Source organism: Flavobacterium taihuense (assembly GCF_019351435.1).
GTDB classification, from domain to species: Bacteria; Bacteroidota; Bacteroidia; order Flavobacteriales; family Flavobacteriaceae; genus Flavobacterium; species Flavobacterium taihuense.
The window spans coordinates 84,151-104,539 of record NZ_JAHWYN010000017.1 but is presented as its reverse complement, the minus strand read 5'-3'; the positions used below and the strand labels follow the sequence as shown (position 1 = coordinate 104,539).

General features: G+C 36.4%; 15 protein-coding genes. 1 reads left to right on the top strand and 14 read right to left on the bottom strand.

What is annotated here, in order from left to right:
* Positions 1 to 256: 256 nt before the first annotated feature.
* The 3 genes from KZH69_RS16605 to KZH69_RS16595 form a co-directional block, all read right to left on the bottom strand.
* Positions 257 to 676, bottom strand: a complete 420-nt coding sequence (locus KZH69_RS16605; protein ID WP_219318598.1) for a hypothetical protein — start codon at positions 674 to 676, stop codon at positions 257 to 259.
* 273 nt (positions 677 to 949) lie between these two features.
* The gene (gene xerA, locus KZH69_RS16600) at positions 950 to 1,993 is read right to left on the bottom strand and encodes a site-specific tyrosine recombinase/integron integrase (protein WP_219318597.1); all 1,044 of its coding nucleotides are present in this window, start codon (positions 1,991 to 1,993) and stop codon (positions 950 to 952) included.
* A 531-nt stretch (positions 1,994 to 2,524) separates the two neighbouring features.
* Positions 2,525 to 2,761: a hypothetical protein gene (locus KZH69_RS16595; RefSeq protein ID WP_219318596.1), complete on the bottom strand. Its 237-nt coding sequence runs from the start codon at positions 2,759 to 2,761 to the stop codon at positions 2,525 to 2,527.
* A 414-nt stretch (positions 2,762 to 3,175) separates the two neighbouring features.
* On the opposite strand from KZH69_RS16595, the gene KZH69_RS16590 reads away from it, so the two are divergent.
* Positions 3,176 to 3,580 (top strand): helix-turn-helix domain-containing protein, encoded by a 405-nt coding sequence (locus KZH69_RS16590; protein WP_219318595.1) that lies wholly within the window; start codon positions 3,176 to 3,178, stop codon positions 3,578 to 3,580.
* Positions 3,581 to 4,155: 575 nt separating this feature from the next.
* Here KZH69_RS16590 and KZH69_RS16585 read toward each other — a convergent pair.
* The 11 genes from KZH69_RS16585 to KZH69_RS16540 form a co-directional block, all read right to left on the bottom strand.
* Positions 4,156 to 5,583, bottom strand: coding sequence for a rubredoxin (locus KZH69_RS16585; protein ID WP_219318594.1), 1,428 nt, complete (start codon positions 5,581 to 5,583; stop codon positions 4,156 to 4,158).
* A gap of 173 nt (positions 5,584 to 5,756) precedes the next feature.
* The gene (locus KZH69_RS16580) at positions 5,757 to 9,272 is read right to left on the bottom strand and encodes a nitrate reductase (protein ID WP_219318593.1); all 3,516 of its coding nucleotides are present in this window, start codon (positions 9,270 to 9,272) and stop codon (positions 5,757 to 5,759) included.
* Positions 9,273 to 9,832: 560 nt separating this feature from the next.
* Positions 9,833 to 10,207 carry a hypothetical protein gene (locus KZH69_RS20720; RefSeq protein ID WP_369410672.1) on the bottom strand — a complete coding sequence of 125 codons (375 nt, stop codon included), beginning with the start codon at positions 10,205 to 10,207 and terminating at the stop codon, positions 9,833 to 9,835.
* Between the two features lie 108 nt (positions 10,208 to 10,315).
* The gene (locus KZH69_RS16575; RefSeq protein ID WP_369410671.1) at positions 10,316 to 11,221 is read right to left on the bottom strand and encodes a CmpA/NrtA family ABC transporter substrate-binding protein; all 906 of its coding nucleotides are present in this window, start codon (positions 11,219 to 11,221) and stop codon (positions 10,316 to 10,318) included.
* A gap of 320 nt (positions 11,222 to 11,541) precedes the next feature.
* Positions 11,542 to 13,020 (bottom strand): MFS transporter, encoded by a 1,479-nt coding sequence (locus tag KZH69_RS16570; RefSeq protein WP_219318592.1) that lies wholly within the window; start codon positions 13,018 to 13,020, stop codon positions 11,542 to 11,544.
* A 163-nt stretch (positions 13,021 to 13,183) separates the two neighbouring features.
* Entirely contained in the window at positions 13,184 to 13,843 is a 660-nt protein-coding gene (locus KZH69_RS16565; RefSeq protein WP_219318591.1) for a response regulator, read from the bottom strand.
* A 490-nt stretch (positions 13,844 to 14,333) separates the two neighbouring features.
* Positions 14,334 to 16,085, bottom strand: a complete 1,752-nt coding sequence (locus KZH69_RS16560) for a sensor histidine kinase (RefSeq protein WP_255558350.1) — start codon at positions 16,083 to 16,085, stop codon at positions 14,334 to 14,336.
* 144 nt (positions 16,086 to 16,229) lie between these two features.
* Positions 16,230 to 16,817, bottom strand: a complete 588-nt coding sequence (locus tag KZH69_RS16555; RefSeq protein ID WP_219318589.1) for a DUF4202 domain-containing protein — start codon at positions 16,815 to 16,817, stop codon at positions 16,230 to 16,232.
* A 237-nt stretch (positions 16,818 to 17,054) separates the two neighbouring features.
* Entirely contained in the window at positions 17,055 to 17,432 is a 378-nt protein-coding gene (nirD, locus tag KZH69_RS16550) for a nitrite reductase small subunit NirD (protein WP_219318588.1), read from the bottom strand.
* An 85-nt stretch (positions 17,433 to 17,517) separates the two neighbouring features.
* Positions 17,518 to 20,025, bottom strand: a complete 2,508-nt coding sequence (nirB, locus tag KZH69_RS16545) for a nitrite reductase large subunit NirB (protein WP_219318587.1) — start codon at positions 20,023 to 20,025, stop codon at positions 17,518 to 17,520.
* A gap of 44 nt (positions 20,026 to 20,069) precedes the next feature.
* On the bottom strand, positions 20,070 to 20,339 hold the full coding sequence (locus tag KZH69_RS16540) for a hypothetical protein (protein WP_219318586.1): 270 nt from the start codon (positions 20,337 to 20,339) through the stop codon (positions 20,070 to 20,072).
* Positions 20,340 to 20,389: the final 50 nt, after the last annotated feature.

Here is a 20,389-nt window from a genome sequence, read left to right as displayed (position 1 = left end):
CGTTTTCAAGAATCAATTCAGATGAGAAAAATTTTTCTAAATCCATTTTTGTAATTGTGAATATTTGTATTTAGTATTGGAAGTTTGTTTTTTAAGTTCTGATTTTCAAAGTTATGCCCTACAACGTCTTGGCACTACAGCGGGTTTGGGACTAAATTAAGACCATTCTTCGGATTTGCCAAATCATACCAAATACAAAACCATCTTTCCATTAAGCCTATTGCCCAAATCCGTTGTAGTGGCTGTTATACGGCGTTTATTTATCGGCTAATTTTTTGTATGTGTAAATTTTAAAATAAGTTCCATAACCTTTAAATCCTATGACTTTACCTGTCACAATATATTTATTTGCCATTTTGGGACTCAATATTGAATCAAACAATTTTATTGTTAAGTTTTCTTCACCTTTTAAATATAAATCATGTGAGTTTGGAATAAAGGCTTCACCTTTTTGTAGTGAATATTTTTTAATATCTTGAAAAATCTTTTCTGGGTAATATAAATTTCCTGAATGTTTTTCTGCATCAAGACATTCAGTTATATCACAATGACCAATAATTATTGTACTTGTAGTATCCTTGATATTATAAGTTACAACACCAATTTTTTCCTGATATTCAACATTTGGTTTCTTTGTGCATGAAATTAAAATAAAAAAGAGTAGTAAATATTTCATTTGTAACTTTGTTTTGGTCTTAGTTTATAATTCTAACTAAAGATTTTCTAATGTTAAGAAAAACAATTATTTATTATTAGTATCTTTTCTAATACTCATCAAAAAATTCAATTTCTTCCGTTAACTATTACGAGTCGATTTTAGCGACAAAGATGTTAAATGCCGTATAACTAGTATATATGTGTGATGGAGTCACACATATCCACCCAAAAACGGGGGCATATGTGTGATGATATACACACTTTTTTCAAAATCAAATATACACATTAATACTTACAAATCATCAAAGGGACTTTTTATTTGTTGAATACTTTTCGTACTAACATGTGTGTAGATTTCTGTTGTTTTACTACTGTTATGCCCTAATAGTTCTTGTATATAACGTAAATCAGTTCCGCTTTCCAGTAAGTGTGTGGCAAAACTGTGTCGTAGCCAATGCAGTGTTACAGGTTTAGTTATTCCTACTTTTTGTAAGGCCTGTTTCAGAACACTTTGTAAGCTGTATTCTGAGTATGGCTCGCCATTAAATTTCCCTTCAAATAAATAGGTTGTGGGTTTGTGGGCTACATAATAGTCTCGAAGCATGACTAAAATTTTATCTGATAGCGGAGCAATCCTATCTTTCTTTCCTTTACCTTGCCTAATAACTACGACTCCTCTTTTGGAGTCTATATCTGCAGGTTTTAAATGTAAGAGTTCGCTTCGACGTAATCCGCAGGCATAAATTAAACTTAGCATCGTTTTGTGTTTGAGGTTGCTGTGTGCATTCAGTATTATTTTGACTTCCTCTTTACTTAAAACGTTAGGTAGTAATTTTTCTCTTTTGGGACGGTGAATTTTGTCTAACTCTATTTTGGTATCTCTCACGGTTGAAAAAAAAAGTTTTATGGCGTTGACAATCTGATTTTGAAAGGAGCCAGATAATTTATTGTTTAAAATATACTCGTTATTGTATCGAATAACATCATCATTGTTGATTTCTGCAACTGCTTTTTCGTTGTAAAAGGTTAGAAAATATCTTAAAGCTTCGGAATACGTTGCTATAGTGCTATCACTGTAACGGCGGGACAATAGCCAGCATTTGAATTTTTCTATATGTGCGATTCCCTCAGCCGAAGGAAGTTTGATAGGTGTTTCGATAATTCGAAATAACATTCGGTTTTCTAAGGTGTCAGGCAAGTGCCAAACTCCTAATGTTTGACTCCATCGGGAACCTTCCAGTTCTTTGATACGATCAATCCAATCTTGGTTTTTTTCGAAATATATTGCGATGCGGCTTTCGCCACCGCGTTTGATAAGTTTGGCTTTCCAGTTCATAAAATGGCTTATAGTTAATGTAAAGGCGTATAATTGAATGATAAAGATAAGGAAAAGATTGCATATTTTTTAATTTTAATGAATAGTGAGTTGTGGAAGGTGAGGAATGATCTCCGCAATACTATTTTACAATCAAAGTAATTAGCAGAGCTGTTTTAAAAAAGAAGTTCAATTATTGTTTTGGAGCAGAAAGATTAGTCCTTTTTGGCAATATCGTCCCGTTTTCCGTTGCAAACGAAGGTCACTGAACTCCTATGAAAATAAAAGTATAGTGAAGTAATCTTTTGAGTCTCGTCCAAAAAAGACGAGACTCAAAAGGATTTTCACTTCAACCGGGGCTAAAGGAAGGTAATTTGCTTTTTTGCCATTATCAGAAAAAGGAAAACTATTCCAGTATGAAATAGTAGGTTATTCGTTTTTTCGGTCATTAAATGCTGCGCCTGACGTTGTAGCTGCTAGCGGGAAGCCGTTTTAGATTCTAATTTTTTCATTAAAGCATTTTTAGTTATTCAAACCAACCTTTGCCTTTTTCTAATCGTTCAAAAAAAATGGCAAATGAATTTCAGATTCTCCTGTGTAGGGAGGTAATGAAAGTTGTAGGATTTCACAAAGGAAGAATTCAAATTCTGCTGGAATTCTCTCAGCAAATGCCTCTTGAAATACAAGAAAAGGATTCCCGCATTCTTCCTTAGTGAGGGAAGCAAGATGAAGTATTGACACATAATCAGCTGACCCTTTCACTTTGCATTTTTTGCTTTTCACTTTCAAGTTATAACAGATTTTGATAAAAGTGCTGACTGCCGTATAGAAAACAAAAAATTCGGAGGGGTTATTCTGTTTGTAAATTTCTCACTTATGGCTGTAAATTACTACTTCACTTAAAATCTGTGTATAGTAATCAAGATGCGCAAAGTCAAAAAATACTTAAACAGCTTCAAATGGATTTACTGCCTCATACGCCGCCCAAAAAATAGTCGGAAAGGATGTTTTATTCTTTTTCATGGTGGGAATATTTAATATTCACCAGCGAAGTTCCGTTCTTAAAAGAAGGCAGTCTATTTGGAATTTGGATATAATATCTTATAAAATGGATATTCTGCAGGATATTTTTTTATCTTTGAAATTCAGAATTTTTAATCCAAATGGCTTTATCTTTGAGCCTTCAGAAAATTGATACTCATTATGGAACAGAAAATACATCAGGGAAGAAACGTAAAACGCTTCAGAGAAATGCTTGGAATCAAACAGGAGGCATTGGCTTTTGATCTGGGAAATGACTGGAATCAAAAGAAAATTTCTATGCTAGAGCAAAAAGATGTAATTGAAGACGATATACTTAATCAAATCTCAGATGCATTAAAAATTCCCGTTGAAGCGTTTCAGAATTTTGATGAGGAGCAAGCAATAAATATTATTTCGAATACTTTTGGAGATAATGCTTGTGTTGGAAATCCTAATTCTACATTCAAATTCAATTCTATCGAAGAGTTAAAGAAACTTCACGAAGAAAAGATTGCTTTGTATGAAAGGATGTTGAAGGAGAAAGATGAAATGATGGCAAGACTTGAAAAATTAATAAATAAATAATTCTTATTCATATTTCGAAAATCTAAATGCAAAATAAACTTTTATAAAAGTTATATTAATTCAAAAAAGAGACTATCAAGTCTCTTTTTTGTTTTGGAATATTAATTAATCTACTACATCACCAAAAACGAATACACATGTATAAAACTATAAACCTCTAAGTAAAAAGGGTAATTAACAGTGATATTGTATAGGGGTAATAAAGGAGCATAGATAAAGCATAGATAGTGTATGGATAGTGTATGGATAATGTATGGAAAGGGGTGCATTTAAAAAACAGACTCTTAAGAGCATTTTCTTTTTTTGCATAGTTGATTGGTATTGACTGTTTTTCCATAGAATTTCTTGCTTTACATCTGCGTCAGTGATTATTTCACAATACTATATTTTCATATAAGTTCAGTGAATATCATTTGTTGCTAGCTACCGAAGTAGCACGGATGACGTGACAGCATCCCGATAAAAAGGGGGATCAACACAAAGTGAATTGCCCTTTTTATCGGGATGGTGACTCGCCCAAATGAACTTTATCGAAATGACGAAGTAAATCTACTTTGAGAAACTAAATGGTAGGTTTATACTGTGGTTTCTGTCAATGGAATAAAACTGCTTTTGGGCGCTTCGCATAACGAACAGCAGTAATCTTCAGGAAGATTCTGGAAAAGTGTGCCTTTTTCGATGCCCTGAATGATGTCTCCGTAATCAGAATTATAGACTGTTAGGCATTCTTGACATTGGTGGATGTCTTGCGCTTTGGTTTCTTTTTTGGCAGCTGTGTTTTGGAATTCGAGTACGCTGTTGCCGAGTTCTTCGAAGTATTTTTTACTCAATTCGATGAGGATATTGGGTAATTCGAGTTTATCCACATCTTGTGCATGTACGATATATTCCTTGGTGTTGGGATCAAAATTTTTGGCATACAAAACGTTGAAAGTGTCTCGGATTTTGATGGATTCGAGGTCTTTTGGCGCTTCGTTTTTTTCGATGACCACCGAGGTGAAATAATGACCGTCCCGATTGTAGTCGGATAGCCCGAAGGTGAGACCATAGGTGCTGATGTCGAACTGGTCGAGGGTTCGCACTAAAAAGGTTTTGAGGTTCAAGGCCCATTCTGTCGCTACGGGTAAGTGCCAGTTGAGTTCCAAAAGAGAGTGGCGCACGTTGATTCCTTTTTTGCCCAGGAATTTTTCCCAGTCGAGTTTGCGCTCTTTTGGGATTCCTTTGACAATGAAAGATTTCCAGGGGGTGATACATATTTTTCCGATCTTGCAATCAAAACACAAATCGCACATTTCTTTTAAGAATTCCAGATCGTACAGGTTGTTACGCCAGTAGAGCCCAAGCCAGTATTGGTCGATTCCGAGTCTGTTCATGCCTTCGTAATACGGAAACGGGTAGAACGGTATGTTCAGCGGTTGGTCGATGGTTCTGTTGTTGGTGTCCAAATCACTGATGAGTTGGAAAATCATTTCGGTAGAATCGGGTTCTTCCTGGAGTATTTTTTCGATTTCATAATACACTTTGCCGATGTCCCAACTGTAGATCAATACTGGGAAAAGTTCCATTTTGTCCCACTTTGGCAAGCGCACATACAGGAACCAATAATCTTCGTGGTGCGAAGCTATAAAGTTGATATGTCCCGTGAATAAAGGAACTAGTTGCTGTTTGGGATCGGTTATGTTGACTTTTAATTGGGGTTGTTCCTTGAATTGTTCTAAAATATACAGAAATTTATTTCCGGTAAGCCAAGGGGTATTTCTAAAAATATCGGTGGAAACATACGAAGAAACGATGTTGTTACCGCTTTTTTCGTTGGGTAAAACAAAATGGTGTTTTCCGATTTTTTCGGGTGTGTTATTTTTGAATCCTTTTGGGAATATAATGTCTTGTCTGGAACCAAAAGAGATAGCGTCAAGACCTTGCTCGAGTCCCATATTTACAATTTCTCGTAATTCTCCCGGAGATAATACTCCACCTTTTACTATGAGTCTTGTTAATTCCATTTTCTTTTGAATTATAAATTATGAGTATTCACTTCTCTATTCTAAAATCTGCAATCTAAAATCTGCAACCTGCCTTCTGAATTCTACTATCTCAAATCTGCAATCTAAACCTCCAATCTGAATTCTGCTATCTAAAATCTGCCTCCTGCAACCTGCCTTCTGAATTCTGCAATCTATTTCACCTTCGCCAATAGCTCCTTCACTTCGGTTTTGCAGCTGCCACAGCCGAGTCCTGCTCCGGTGGTTTTGCACAATTCGGTAAAATTGGTAACACCGCTTTTGATGCAATCTTCGATGTTGCCGCTTCCTACCTGACTGCAGGAACAAACGAGTTTCCCCAGTACCGGCTTTGCTTCGGCGCCGCTTCCTCTTAGTAAAGTATTTCGTTTGTCAGCCAATTCGATTTTGCTTTCGATCATCGTTTTAAATTCGGCAAACTCATTTTTGTCTCCCATCAGTATGGCGCCTATGAGTAAATCGTTCTTGACGATGCATTTTTTATAATAGCGTTTCCCTAAGTCGGCAAAAACAATTTCTTCGTAGGAATCATCATTTTCAGGAACTTCAATTTGACCAATAGAACACAGATTGATGTCTTCTAATTTCAGGATATTCATCAACACTGATCCTTTGTAAAAACTGCTGATATCACCGGCAATAAAGTTAGCCAAAACATCGGCTTGTTCTTCGGCGGCAGAGGTGATTCCGAATAACATATTGTTGAATTCGGCTATTTCGCCTATGGCAAATACATCGGGATGGGAGGTTTGTAAATACTGATTGACTTTTACGCCACGACCGCAAGCCAGCCCGGTTTCCTTTGCTAATTCTATGTTTGGGATGGTTCCAATGGTGTAAACAATGGCATTGGCGGTAATGATTCGACCACTTTTTAGGGCTATTTCTAATTCGTTTGCATTATCGGTTTCAAATACGGTGCTGACCTCGTTATCAAAATAGATTTGAATGTCTCTTTGCTGTACTTCTTCGGCCAATAATTTACTCGAGATTCTGTCCAATTGGCGCTCCATCAATCGGGAAGCTCTTTGTATAATCGTTATTTTTACTTTTTTATGTTTAAGGGCAGCAGCCAGTTCCAGTCCCAATAGTCCACCACCCACAATCACTACGTGTTGCTCTTCGGAGGGTAAATTGGTTTCGTCCAAATAGTTTTTAAGTCTGTCGGCATCATTTTTCTTTCGGATGGTAAAACGTCCAGGAAGATGCAACTGGGCATTTTCGGGAATGAAAGGGCGGCTTCCGGTTGCCATAATCAACATATCAAATTGATGAACGATGCCTTTGCAGTCGGTTATCGTTTTGTCTGTAGTATTTACGTTTTCGATGGCCACACCCGATTTCATCGTGATATTCAATTGGCTCAAACCATCGCTTTTTATTTTCAAAAGGCTTTCCCAAGTAAATTCTCCAGTCACATATTCTGGTAACAGAACGCGGTTGTAAAATGGGTTTTCCTCATTGGAGAAAACGATGATTTCATCGGTAGTATTAATTTCCCTGTAATTTTGAATAAAACGGAAAGCAGCAGCTCCGGCGCCAACTACAGCTATTTTTTGAAACGGTTTTATATATTTTGTTACCGAGACCGTGGTGTATTTAAAATCAGGTTCTTTGGATATAGGATCGACAATCGTGTTGGTCAGATTGTTGGTTCTGTTCAAATCGTTGTCCAATTGTTTCCCCCAGTGCATCGGCAAAAACAAAACGCCTTCTTTGATGGTATCTGTTACTTTGGCTTTCACCCGAACTTCACCATTTTTGCTGCTTATCACAACAATGTCGCCATTTTTTATCTCGGACTTGTAGGCATCTATTGGGTTGATTTCGAGAACTGGGCTAGGGGTGTGCGTCATTAATCGGGACACTTTACCCGTTTTGGTCATCGTATGCCATTGATCGCGAATTCGTCCCGTAGTCAATATAAATGGATATTGAACCGAAGGCAGTGCCGATGTGTTTTCGATACTTGTCGGGATATTAAAAATCGCTTTTTGCGATGGTGTAAAGAATTTTTTGTCGGCAAATAATCTTGGCGTTCCAGGATGGCCATAATCCGGAACCGGCCACTGAAAAGTACCTTCGTTTTTAAGTCGGGAATAATTTAAATAGGAAACATCAATATTGGTGCCCTTGGTCATCAGGCAGTATTCTTTGTAAACGGCTTCGGTGTTGTTGAAATTAAAGCCGGAGAATTTCATTTTTTTGGCAAAGTTTAGTAAGATTTCCACATCAGACAAAGCTTCACCTGGAGCGTTAATTCCTTTTGGTAAATACGAAATACGACGCTCCGAGTTAGTCATCGTCCCTTCTTTTTCTAGCCATCCTGCTGCGGGCAAAAGTAAATCAGCAAATTTAGCAGTATCAGCATTGTGGGAGATGTCTTGAACTACTACAAATTTAGCATTTGCTAATGCTTTTTCAACTCTTCGAGCATCGGGTAAACTCACTAGCGGATTGGTACAAATAATCCAAATGGCTTTCATTTTTCCCGATTCTAAGGCATCAAACATTTCGGTTGCGGTCAATCCCGGTTTTTCCGAAATGGATTCCACTCCCCAAAAATCGGCAACTTCCTTGCGGTGTTGGGGATTGTTCAGTTCTTTGTGAACGGCCAGTAAATTGGCCATGCCGCCTACTTCACGACCACCCATAGCGTTGGGCTGTCCAGTCAATGAAAAAGGTCCAGAACCCGGTTTCCCTATTTGACCCGTTACCAAAGAAAGGTTCAGTAAGGCAGTGTTTTTGTCAACACCAATGGCGCTTTGGTTCAATCCCATGGCCCACATCGAGATAAATCCTTTGGCTTTGCCAATAATTTCGGCGGCCAAATGAATGTCGCTTACCGAAACACCACATAATTTAGACGCTTTTTCAAAAGAACTGTTGCAGACCATCTCTTTGTAAAGCTGATAATTTTCAGTATGGTTTTTCACAAAATCCGAATCCACATATCCTTTTTCGATCAAACGTTTTCCTATGGCGTGGTATAAAACAATGTCCGTTCCCGGTAGTATTTGCAAATGTAAATCGGCTGCCATAGCCGAGTCGGTGCGCCTTGGATCAATAACAATGATTTTTGTTTTTGGGTTTTTCTCTTTGTGTTGTTCAATTCGTCTGAAAAGAATCGGATGGCAAAAAGCGGGGTTTGCACCTGTTATCAAGAAAGTGTCGGCAAGCTCTATATCGGCATACGCAATAGGTACGGAGTCTTCGCCAAAGGTTTTTTTGTAACCCGCCACTGCCGAACTCATGCAAAGTCTGGAGTTGGTGTCGATGTTGTTGGTCTTCAAAAATCCTTTTACTAATTTGTTAACCAAGTAATATTCTTCGGTCAAACATTGTCCTGAAATATAAAATCCAACGCTGTCCGGTCCGTGTTTTTTTATAATGGAGGAAAAAACAGCAGCTGCACGATCCAGAGCGTTGTCCCAACTTACTCTTTCCTTCGGATGCGATTTACTCCATCTCATTTCGGGATATAGTATTCTATCCGAAGTATCATTGACCACATAATGCAGGTTCATCCCTTTAGAACAAAGCATTCCTTTGTTTACGGGATGGTCTTTGTCGCCGGCAACCGTCACTCCATTTTTAGAATCATTTTTTACAATAATTCCGCATCCTACTCCACAATAGGAACACGTAGTTTTGATTTCTGTATTTTGCATTAGGTATGTCTTTATTTATAAAGTAGTCTTGATAGGATCAAATGTACACTGTACGAAGACAAAAATAAGTAATAATTACGTATAAATACGTATAAAATTAATTAATTTTGAGGTTTGCATTCAATATAATTAGAATCTTAATATTAAGTTCACTTTTTTGAATTATTACAAGAATTGGCTGTGATTGCAGATTAATAATTGTGTTTTTGCAAGTTTGGTAGGTGATAAACAGAAGGCAGAAGAAAGTGAGCAGAAGACAATGGCATCCGATATATGCAATTTCAAGACTGTAATCTGCAATCTGGGCGTGCCCCTACGGGTCGTGCTGTATGTTCTCGCTTTTTTTGGAGAGTTTTTAAAAAAAACTCTCCAAAAAAGAGCTTCACTGCCATCACTCACGCGATCTGAGAACAAATTTTCTTTGTTATCAAGTAGTTGTAATTTTTTATTTGACGAAAAAAAACTTGATGCATTTTCTAATTGCATCAAGTTTTTAGAATTAGGAAATTTATTTTTGGGGTATCGAGTTGTTTCGTATTAAGAGAACTTACAATAGTGGATTAATTTTTTAGACCAATTTTGAACCCATTAATGTATTCGACAGGTTTTTTTCCATCGTAACTCATATTGTCAATAAAATCATTAGTTGCAGGTTTGAATCCATCTGTGTAAGGTATATCGGTCTCTGTAATAAATCCTTCTTCGAGTAAAAATTTTGCAGCTCTATTCCAAATATCAGGTCTGTAAACTTCTTTGATTTTGGTGAAGTACCAGTCATCAGATTTTGATTCTGTGATTTGTCCCCAACGCTTCATCTGAGTCATGTACCAAATTCCATCTGAATAATAGGGGTAAGTGGCATTGTATTTAAAGAAAACATTAAAATCAGGAACAGATCGTACATCCCCTTTTTCAAACTCAAAAGTTCCGAGCATCGAATTGTCAATTACATGTTTGTTACCATCGACATAAGCTGATTTTGATAAGATACGCGTGGCTTCTTTTCGGTTTTCGGGATTATCAAGCCATTTGCCCGCTTTAATTTAAGCCTTTGTAATGGCAATGGCAGTATTTGGATATTTGGAAATAAATTCTTTGGTCATCACAAAGACTTTTTCAGGGTGGTTTTTCCAAATTTCTCTGCTGGTCACTATGGGGACACCGATAGTTTCTTCAACTGCTTGTTGATTCCAGGGCTCTCCCACACAGTATCCATCTATAGTTCCTGTTTTTAATGTTTCAGGCATTTGTGGTGGAGCAGTAATATTTAGTAGTACATCGCCTTCTGTATTTCCTTTGTTTCCTTGAATATTATTGTTATTATAAAATCCGGGATTTATACCGCCAGCCGCCAGCCAATATCTTAATTGATAATTATGGGTTGAATAAGCCGCAACAATACCAAAAGTAAATGGTTTGTTCATTTTTTTATAATAATTTAAGGCTGGCTTCAAAGCATACGATGGAATAGGATGCACAGGTCTGCCATATTCTTCGGGGATGCTGTCTTTTATTTTTGACCAGATAGTATTGGATACGGTTATGGCATTGCCGTTCAAATCCATGGAATAGATGGTTACCAGTTGGGCTTGTCTTCCACATCCTACCGCTGCTGCAATGGGTTGTCCAGCCAGCATCTGTGCTCCGTCTAATTGATTGTCAATTACTTTGTCTAAAATATCTCGCCAGTTTGCTTGCGCTATTAAGTTTACTTCCAGTCCTTCATCGTCAAAATAGCCTAAGAACTTTGCAATAGCAAGCGGAGCCATATCAGTTAGTTTGATGAACCCAATAGTTAGATTAGGTTTTTCTAATGCTAATTTTTTAGTTTTCGGTGGATTTGTAATTTCTCTTTTTAAAATAGGGACACTACTGGTTCCATTTTTAAAGCTAGAAGCAGTAAATACTATTAATATTAGCGTAAATAATTGTAGGGTTGCTTTTTTCATGGTCTTTGGTTTGTTTGTTAATACTTCAGTAAAAATACGTAATACTACTTATTTTTTGAAATTTAAATTACGTATTAGTTTATTTTTGAGGAAATTGAAATTATAAGGTATTCTTTATATTTAAATCTTAGAAAAGGATTTGTAAAAAGAAGAATTTTCATTTCCATTACTGTTTTTAAGTAAGTTAAAATCTAATATGTAGAAATAGTGATTGTACCTTTTGAAAAAAAATAACTAGTTTGGTTGTGGTACTTAATAAAAAAACTGCTCCCAAAATGGCATTTATGGGAGCAGCTAGACACAAGTTAAAAAAAGGAATACTATTTTCTGTCCATTTCTTTGGATAAGATTGGTTGTTTTTCATTCATGATTTTGGTAACAGTAACATGCATCCAAATCAAACATAGGGCAGATAACAACAATATAAAGATCCAAGAGCTTGACCAGATTCCTGTGGCGGTCAATAAATACCCAAATATGATTGGTCCAAAGAAGCCGCCAAGTCCGCCGATCATGCCTACCATTCCACCTACAACTCCAACTTCGGTAGGGAAATATTCAGGGATGTGTTTGTAAACAGCAGCTTTACCAATGCCCCATGAAATCCCGATTAGGATAACCAGTACCAGATAGACCCACATATTGGCACTGAAATGTATGGCTGTGACTCCCTTTGCAATAAGTTCTTTTTTCTTAACTTCTTGGTTCTGATTAACAATTATTTCTTGCCAAGAATTACGTGTTGGGAAAATGGTGTTTTCAATCGGTTTATTTACTTTTAAGTTAACCGGAAATTCTTTTTCTCCTACTTTCACAAGTGTGCTTGTTACGGCAGTGATGATTCCTTTTTTTGTAGCCATCACACCAGGTCCTGAGGTTGTAATGTCCATTTTTGGTACCATTAGTAAAGCACTGAGGATAACTGATGAGCTCAATACCCAATACATAACTTTTCTAGCTCCAAACTTGTCCGATAAGAAACCTCCAAAAGCACGAATAACTCCCGACGGTAAGCTAAACATGGTCGCAAACATGCCGCCCATAACCAGGCTTGTTTGATAAACATTCATAAAGTTAGGAAGCAGCCATTGTGAATAGGCAACGAAACATCCAAAGACTAAGAAGTAATAGGCTCCAAATCTCCAAACTCTGGTGCTTTTTAAGGATTGTAACATTTGACTAACACTTTTGGTTTGGTTTTCTTGTTTCTTGTTTTTGGTAAAAATTAAAAAAATAATGCCAATTACGACTAATGCTGCACCATAGATTACAGGTAGTAGTTTCCATCCATTTTGAGGATCAGATACGGAGAATTCATTTAATAATGATGGTGCTAAAAACGTGGTGATGGCAGCACCGGCATTACCCATTCCAAATATTCCCAAAGCTCTTCCTTGCCATTCTTTTGGGTACCAAATGGAGGTGAAGCCAATACCTACTGCAAAACTGGTTCCAACCATACCAAAGAAAAAACTTAGCAACGCAAACATGAAAAAACTATCTGCAAATGGCAATAAGAACAAAGGAATAGAGCAGAGGAGAAGTAATAAAGAAAATACGTATTTACCGCCAAATTTATCGGTTAGCATGCCTATTGGTAAACGCATTACAGATCCTGTTAAAATTGGAATTCCTAAAAGCCATCCTACTTGGACAACGTCCCATTTGAAAATTCCGTTATCTACTAAGAATGTTACCAGAACTCCGTTAAGAGTCCAGCAGGCGAAGCATACCGTAAAGGCCAATGTGTTTAAAAATAAAATACGGTGTGATTGTGAAAGGGAGTTTGTTGTTGACATAATACTTATTTTTTTTACAAAACTAAGTAGTATATCGTATTTAAAAGCTGCGTTTTCGCAGTCTTTTAATAAAAATTAAGTATTTATACGTATTTTATAAGCTAAATATTAAAGAGGCCAAGATTTTAGAAACTTAATAATCTAAAATACTATCAATCTATTATTACAAAAGTGAATACTCCGTTGCTTTATTCGAAAGCTCCATCAGGTTTTTTACTTTTAATTTTTTCATCAAATTGAATCGATGCACTTCGGCAGTTCTTTTACTGATGTCTAGCGCTTCTGCTATTTCCTTGTTTCCTTTTCCTGTAAGCAAAAGTTTTAGGATTTCTTTTTCTCTTTTGGTGATTAATTGCTCTTCACCTAAGGATTGTTTGGGTTCCGCAGTAAATGTGGGATTGGTCAATTGCCCAATTAATATAGAAGAAATGTCTCCGCTAAAATATTTTCCGCCATTGGCAACCGTATGGAGTGCTTTTAAAAATTCCTCTTTGCTGGATCCTTTAAGTAAGTATCCGTCAGCACCCGCTTGAATGGATTTTAATACGTATTCCTCGGATTCATGCATGGAAAGCATCACAATTTTTACCAAATTGTTTTTGCTTCTTAGTTGTTCTACGACTTCAATACCCGTCATATTTGGCATTCTGATATCGAGAATAAGTAAATCGGGTTGGAGACTGTCAATTAAAGTTAATGCTTCAAGACCGTCTGTGGCTTCGCCTACAACAGTAATATTGGCTTCGTTTTCTAACAATGATTTAATGCCATCTCTCACAAATACGTGGTCGTCTGCAAGAACTACTCGAATTGTATTATTCATAATGTACTTATTGTTCAACACTTAATTTTTTAAGTATATTCATCTAATTTGAATGCTAAGATACGTATTTTTTAAATTTCAATAACAATTTCAATAACAAAAAGAAATTTAAAAAAGGCAAACCTTTATAAGGCTCTTTATTGTAAATTGTTGTTTTAAGTTGCAGAGTTGCGTGAAGGATCGAAGCTAATGCCATTAAGTTAAGGAATAATTGATAAAATAATTGCTGATTTTTGATTAACGATTTTTGATTGTAGATGTACTTTGCGTCGTAAAATCGACAATAAAATATTAAGTAACACCAAATCGGAAATCAAAAATCGTTAATCCTAAATCTAAAATCTCTTAACTTAATGACATTGGGATAAAAGCGGGCTGCTGAATAGGCGGATTTTCGATAGCTATCGGGAGACAGCATATAGAGAAGGAACCGAATATCCGGTTTCATAATTAGGTTTCTTCTCTTTATGTTGGCACACCTTAATAGTTTTTAAATCGGAATATTAAACGTGATTCTTGTTCCTTCATTTGGAATAGAGTTAAAGAAAACACGGCCATTGATGTATTGAATTCTTTCTTTCATAAAGAGCAAGCCCATTCCGGATTCACTGTTTCGCTTTTTTTCCACGGCATTAATGTCAAATCCTTTTCCGTTGTCATCAACAGTGATGCTGAGCAGTGTGGCGCTATGCGAAAGTTGCACTATAATATGGGTAGAATCGGCATATTTAATGGCATTGTTGATGGCTTCTTGCGTCAATCGATAAATATTGATTTCGATTAATGAATCCAGTCTACTATTGAAGTCGGTTTTGTTGTAAAAAAGAATGTTCTTTCCGGTAAGTTTTGAAAGTTCTTGGGTCAGTTTGGCAAGAGCTGAGTTGATTCCGTGATCGCTCAATTCTGGAGGCATCAAATTGAAAGTTGCGGTGCGAACTCCTTTGATAATATCGAGAGCCAGCTTTTTTAAGTATTCAATTTTTATGGTGGCTTTTTCTTTGTCGTCGAGGTTGATGCTTTCAAGGCTGAATTTTAATCCCGTCAGCATTTGTCCTATTCCATCGTGGATTTCTCGGGCAATTCTATTTTGTTCGTTTTCCTGATTTTCGACAATCTTGCTCGAAATTACTTTTTGTTGGTTCAGTTTGTCAGCAATGTTGGCCGCATTCAGACGCTCGACTTCCTGAACCGCTTTTTTACGTTCGGTAATGTCAAAGCAAATAATCAATAGTTCCGATTCGTCTCTTTTTATCGTAACTGGCACCATCGATAAATCCAGCCAAAGCGTTTGTTCGTTTCGAGTGGTAATGTTCAATTCTCCTTGCCAGCCTCTGCGGTGGTTTTCGAGTACGATACGGTCGATAATAATTTGTTCTTTCTCTATAGGAGTCAGTACTTGGCCAAATTTTTTATCGGAAAGAAATGGATTATATTGCAGTAGTTTTGCAAATTTTTCACCAATATGAATGATGGTTCCGTCTGTTGCAATTCGGCAGTAGAGTAGGGTGTTCTCCATTGCATAATTGAGGGATTTTAGTTCTTTAACCGAATTTTCTTTTGCTTCGCTAATGATTTCAGTGTCTTGAGCCAATTTCAATGCTTTCCTTTCCGAAGACAGTAAGTTGGAAATAAGTAATTCAACTTTCTTGTTGGTGGGTTTGAAAATGAATAAAAATTCGAGGAATAAAACCAATAAAGTAAATGCAAGAATGCCATATTCTGTTTTGCGTTGCAGGGTTACTTTTTCTAGTGCTTCTGTATCATATTCGCTAACAATTTGATTCATTTTCGAAAGGAAAACAGTTTCATTTTCGAGAATGGTTTGAACCAGTTTTTGATTTTCCTGGTCGTTTATATTTTGCTTCTTGTTGGCCAAAAATGTATTGGTTGCCTTAATTATGATATCGAAATTTGGTTTTAAATTTTCGAAGTGCTTAGCTAGAATTGGTGACTTTTCTTTGGGAAAACCCAAGCTATCATTTCCATTTACTAATGAATAATGATTGAATTTCCATTGTGAAATGGTTTTAGAAATGCGATCTATTTGTTTCTCTTTGTGTAAAGAGTCGGTTATGAAATTCAGAATTAAAACTTCTTTCGTCAGTTTTTGGCTGAGCATTCTTTGTTTTCCCGAAATGTTTATGATTTTAGAATCGCTAAGCTGGCTATTAAGATTGTATTGAATAAGCAATTGACTTAAAAGTACCGTTATCGCAATTGTAATTAAGGCGAATAGATACATCCGCCTTAATTTTATAAAAGAGATTTTATCAAAGGATACTTTGGATTTTTTTTTCATATAAAAGACCGTAACTATTTTTCGAATTCGAGTTGCAGTTCGTTTTTTTTGTAAATACGTTGGTAAAAAAAAATAATTTTGATCAATTTACAATCCTAAAGCGTCTTTTATCAACTGAAAGTTTTCGGGACTGAAGTTTATTTTTAAAGCTTCTTGGTGTCCTTTGTCCGACATTTTATTCCAGGTTTTCAGAATGATATTTTTCAGTTTTTCGGTATCGTGTTTGTGTACAAACGGATTCAAGTAGAATTCTAGAAACACCAAACAAATAACATCTTCGAGGAGTTGTGTTTCTTCATCTTTTTTAAGTAATTTTTTCTCGATCAAGAAAGAAACGCGGTCAATAAATGTATCATCATAGCCTGCTTTTTTCAATATATCGGCTGTGGTTTTGGAGTGAAATTTTTTCAAATCTTCTCTCCATTTTAAATAACCCACGCGATCCATTGGATACGTTTCCCTAGGCATTTTCCAACGGCAAATATGTTGTGCTTTTGCGGCAATTTGAACTGCTTCTGAAGCTGAGGGTTGAAAAGTCATTAGCTTTTCATACATTCTGTCCGAATATAATAATTCTTTCGGATAGGTTACGTCTTGGTATATTTCGTTGTTTGGATCGGCTTCGTTTTCAGCATCAATCCACGCGCTGGCGTTTAAAAAAGGTATTGTTTTCATTTGAAAAAGTATATGTTCAAATATAGTAAAGGTTTTGAAATAAGGTATACAAAATTTAACGAAGTTATTTTACCTTTTTCAAGGCAAAAAATAATTGAATAGTTGGGCTATTGAAATATTTTTTAACAAAGAAAAAGGTAAAAGAACAAGAGAAAACGAGGTTCACGGAACACCTATTAAATTATAAGTATAGTGAAGTAATTGTATGCTTTATTTTGAAACATTTATGCATCTACATTATTCTAAAAACCCAACGAATACTTCATCTCCTTCAATTTTTACGGGATAAGTTGCAATTTTATAATCATCACCATTTAGATTGGATCCGTCTACTAATGAGAATGTTTTTTTGTGCATTGGGCAGGCAATTTTTGGAACGCCATCTGCTGAACCCGTTATTCCTCTTGATAACACCATTTCCATTTTGTGTGGACAGGCATTTTGACACGCATACCATTCGTTTCTTCTTTCGAAGTTAAAAATAGCAATTTGTTTGTTTTTGTATTTAATGCATCCGCCTCTATTGCTTGGAAAATCTTTGATGTTTCCGGCTTTGAACCAAGTTTTTACTGCGCTTAAGTTTACGGTTTCGTATTGATTTAATAGTTCTTCCATGGGATTTAGTTTTTTTTCTGATCCCAGCTCCGCTCTGAGGAGTAACGAAGCCAAGATTAGAAATGTTATTTTTTTTATTGTTATTTTACCAAGGTCTTGGCATTTTTTGATCTCTTAATGGTACGTATTCAATGTTGTCATCTTTCTCATCTGAATTCACAAAATGGCTGAAACGTTTCATCAATCTTGGTTTTTCCAATACTTGTTTCCATTCACATTCAAAAGTACCTACTAGTGAGTCCATTTCGGTTTCCAGTGCTTCACAAATTCCTAGACGATCAAAAATGATGACTTCTTTTAGGTAATCCATTCCGCCTTCCAGTTTGTCAAGCCAAGTGGCTGTTCGAACCAATGGCCCTGCAGTACGGATATAGTACATCAAGAAACGGTCTAAGTATTTTATAACAGTTGCTTTGTCAATTTGTTCGGCCAATAATACAGCGTGTTTTGGATTGGCACCACCATTTCCGCAGATGTAAAGATTCCAACCACCTTCTACGGCGATTAAACCAAAATCTTTTCCTCTAGCTTCGGCACATTCACGAATACAGGCCGAAACGCCACCTTTTATTTTGTGAGGTGCACGAATCCCTTTGTAACGATTTTCAAGTTCAATCGCAAAACCAGCACTATCGTCCATTCCGTAGCGGCACCAAGCATTACCTACGCAACTTTTTACGGCTCTTAATGATTTTCCGTAAGCGTGACCGCTTTCAAAACCATTGTCGATTAATATTTTCCAGATTTTAGGTAAATCATCTAAGTGGGCTCCAAATAAATCGACACGTTGTGCTCCTGTGATTTTTGTATATAAATCAAATTGTTTGGCTACTTCACCTATTACGATTAGTTTTTCGGCAGTGATTTCGCCACCGGCAACTCTAGGTACAACAGAGTAGGTTCCATTTCTTTGAATATTGGCCAAGAATCGGTCGTTGGTATCTTGGGTGGTAACGTGTTTGTTGGCCGTGTCGTTGTAGATACTTGAGAAGATCGAAGCGACTACTGGTTTACAAACTTCGCAACCATCGCCATTTCCGTGATGATCGATTACTTCATAATAATTGGTGTATTTATTGATTTTTACAATATCAAATAATTCTTGTCTGGTGTAATTAAAGTGCTCACAAATAGTGTCTTTAACTTCTTTTCCAAGTGATTTTTGGGTGGCTTTTACAATGTCGACCACCATTGGTTTACAACCACCACAACCTGAAGTTGCTTTAGTTAACTTTACTACATCGCCAAAAGTACTTGCAGTTCCTTCAATAAGCGAACAACAAATTGCACCTTTGGTCACGTTTTCACAAGAACAGATTACTGCTGTATCAGGTAAGTCGGCTGCGCTTCCTAAAGTAGATCCTTCACCACCACGTGAGCCAAGAATTAAATCTTCAGGATTTGCAGGTAAAGCCATTGCGTTGGCATAAATTTGGAACAAACCATTGTAATCAGATGAATCTCCAACAAGGATCCCTCCCAATAATGTTTTTCCGTCTTTGGTGACATTGATTCTTTTGTAAATGCCGCTGAATTTGTTTTCGTAAACAATAGCAGTAACATTTTCATTTTCGATAAATGGATCACCAAAACTCGCAACTTCAACTCCAATCAATTTCAATTGAGTTGACATATCGATGGTTTCTCTCATCGTTTTGTCCCCTTTGAGGATTTGCTCGGCGGCAACATCGGCCATTTCGTAACCAGGAGCTACAAGTCCGTAAATCATTTGATTGTATAAAGCGACCTCACCGATGGCGTAAATACTAGGATCTGATGTTTGCATTTTATTATTGACTACGATTCCGCCTCTAATGCCTACTTCAAGTCCGGAAACTCTTCCTAGTTCGTCTCGAGGTTTTATGCCAGCTGATATAACCAACATATCTACGTTTAACAATTCATCATCAGCAAACATCATCCCTTTTATGTTTTCTTCACCAGCGATGTATTGTGTTGCTTTATTCAGATGAATGCCAATATTAAGTTCTTCTATTTTGGATTGAAGCATATCACTAGCCCCTTTGTCTAATTGTCTTGGCATTAATCGAGGGGCAAATTCAACTACATGTGGATTTAATCCTAAGTCACGCACTGCTTTTGCCGCTTCTAATCCTAATAATCCACCACCAAGAACAGCCGCTTCGGTAGATCCATTGGCTTTTATTTTTTTGGCGTAAGCCATAATAGCATCTAAGTCCTCTATGGTTCTGTAAACAAAAACACCTTCTTTTTCTACCCCGTCAATTGGTGGTACAAAAGCAGCAGATCCTGTAGCCAAAACTAAGTAATCATACTCATACGTTTTTTCTAAGTGCGTATGTATTGTTTTTTGTTCTCTGTTAATATCCGTAATTAACTCCGATGTGTTTAATATGATATTGTTGTCTTCATACCACGATGTCGTTGATAGAGACAGATCATCAGCGGTCTTTCCTGCAAAGTATTCACTCAAGTGAACTCTGTCATACGCGCGTCTTGGTTCTTCTCCAAATACTGTAATTTGATAATTTTCTTGCCCAGATTTCGAAATGAATTTCTCGCAAAATTTATAACCTACCATGCCGTTTCCGACTACTATCACATTAATCATAATCTGTTAATTAAGTATTACTACGCAAACATACGTATAAATACTTAATTTAAATACTTATTTTTTTGTTTTTTTTCTAAAATAGAATTATTTTTAATAAGCAGTAATTCGATTCTGAACAAATATAGAACTGGATTTGGGTGTATTTCTGTTGTAGAAGACTTTAATAATCTATATAATAATTGGAGCAAGAAGTTCAGTCTTCTCGAAAGCTTTTGGAACGCTGTATTACCCTTAACAAAAACTAAGGTAAAAAAACCTTGTTTTTCAATATTGGGAGATGCCGCTTCCATCCTTCCTGCAAGTGACGGCATAGGATGGTTTTTGAGTATTGAGTAGTTGCAAATACTTAGGAAAAACAAAG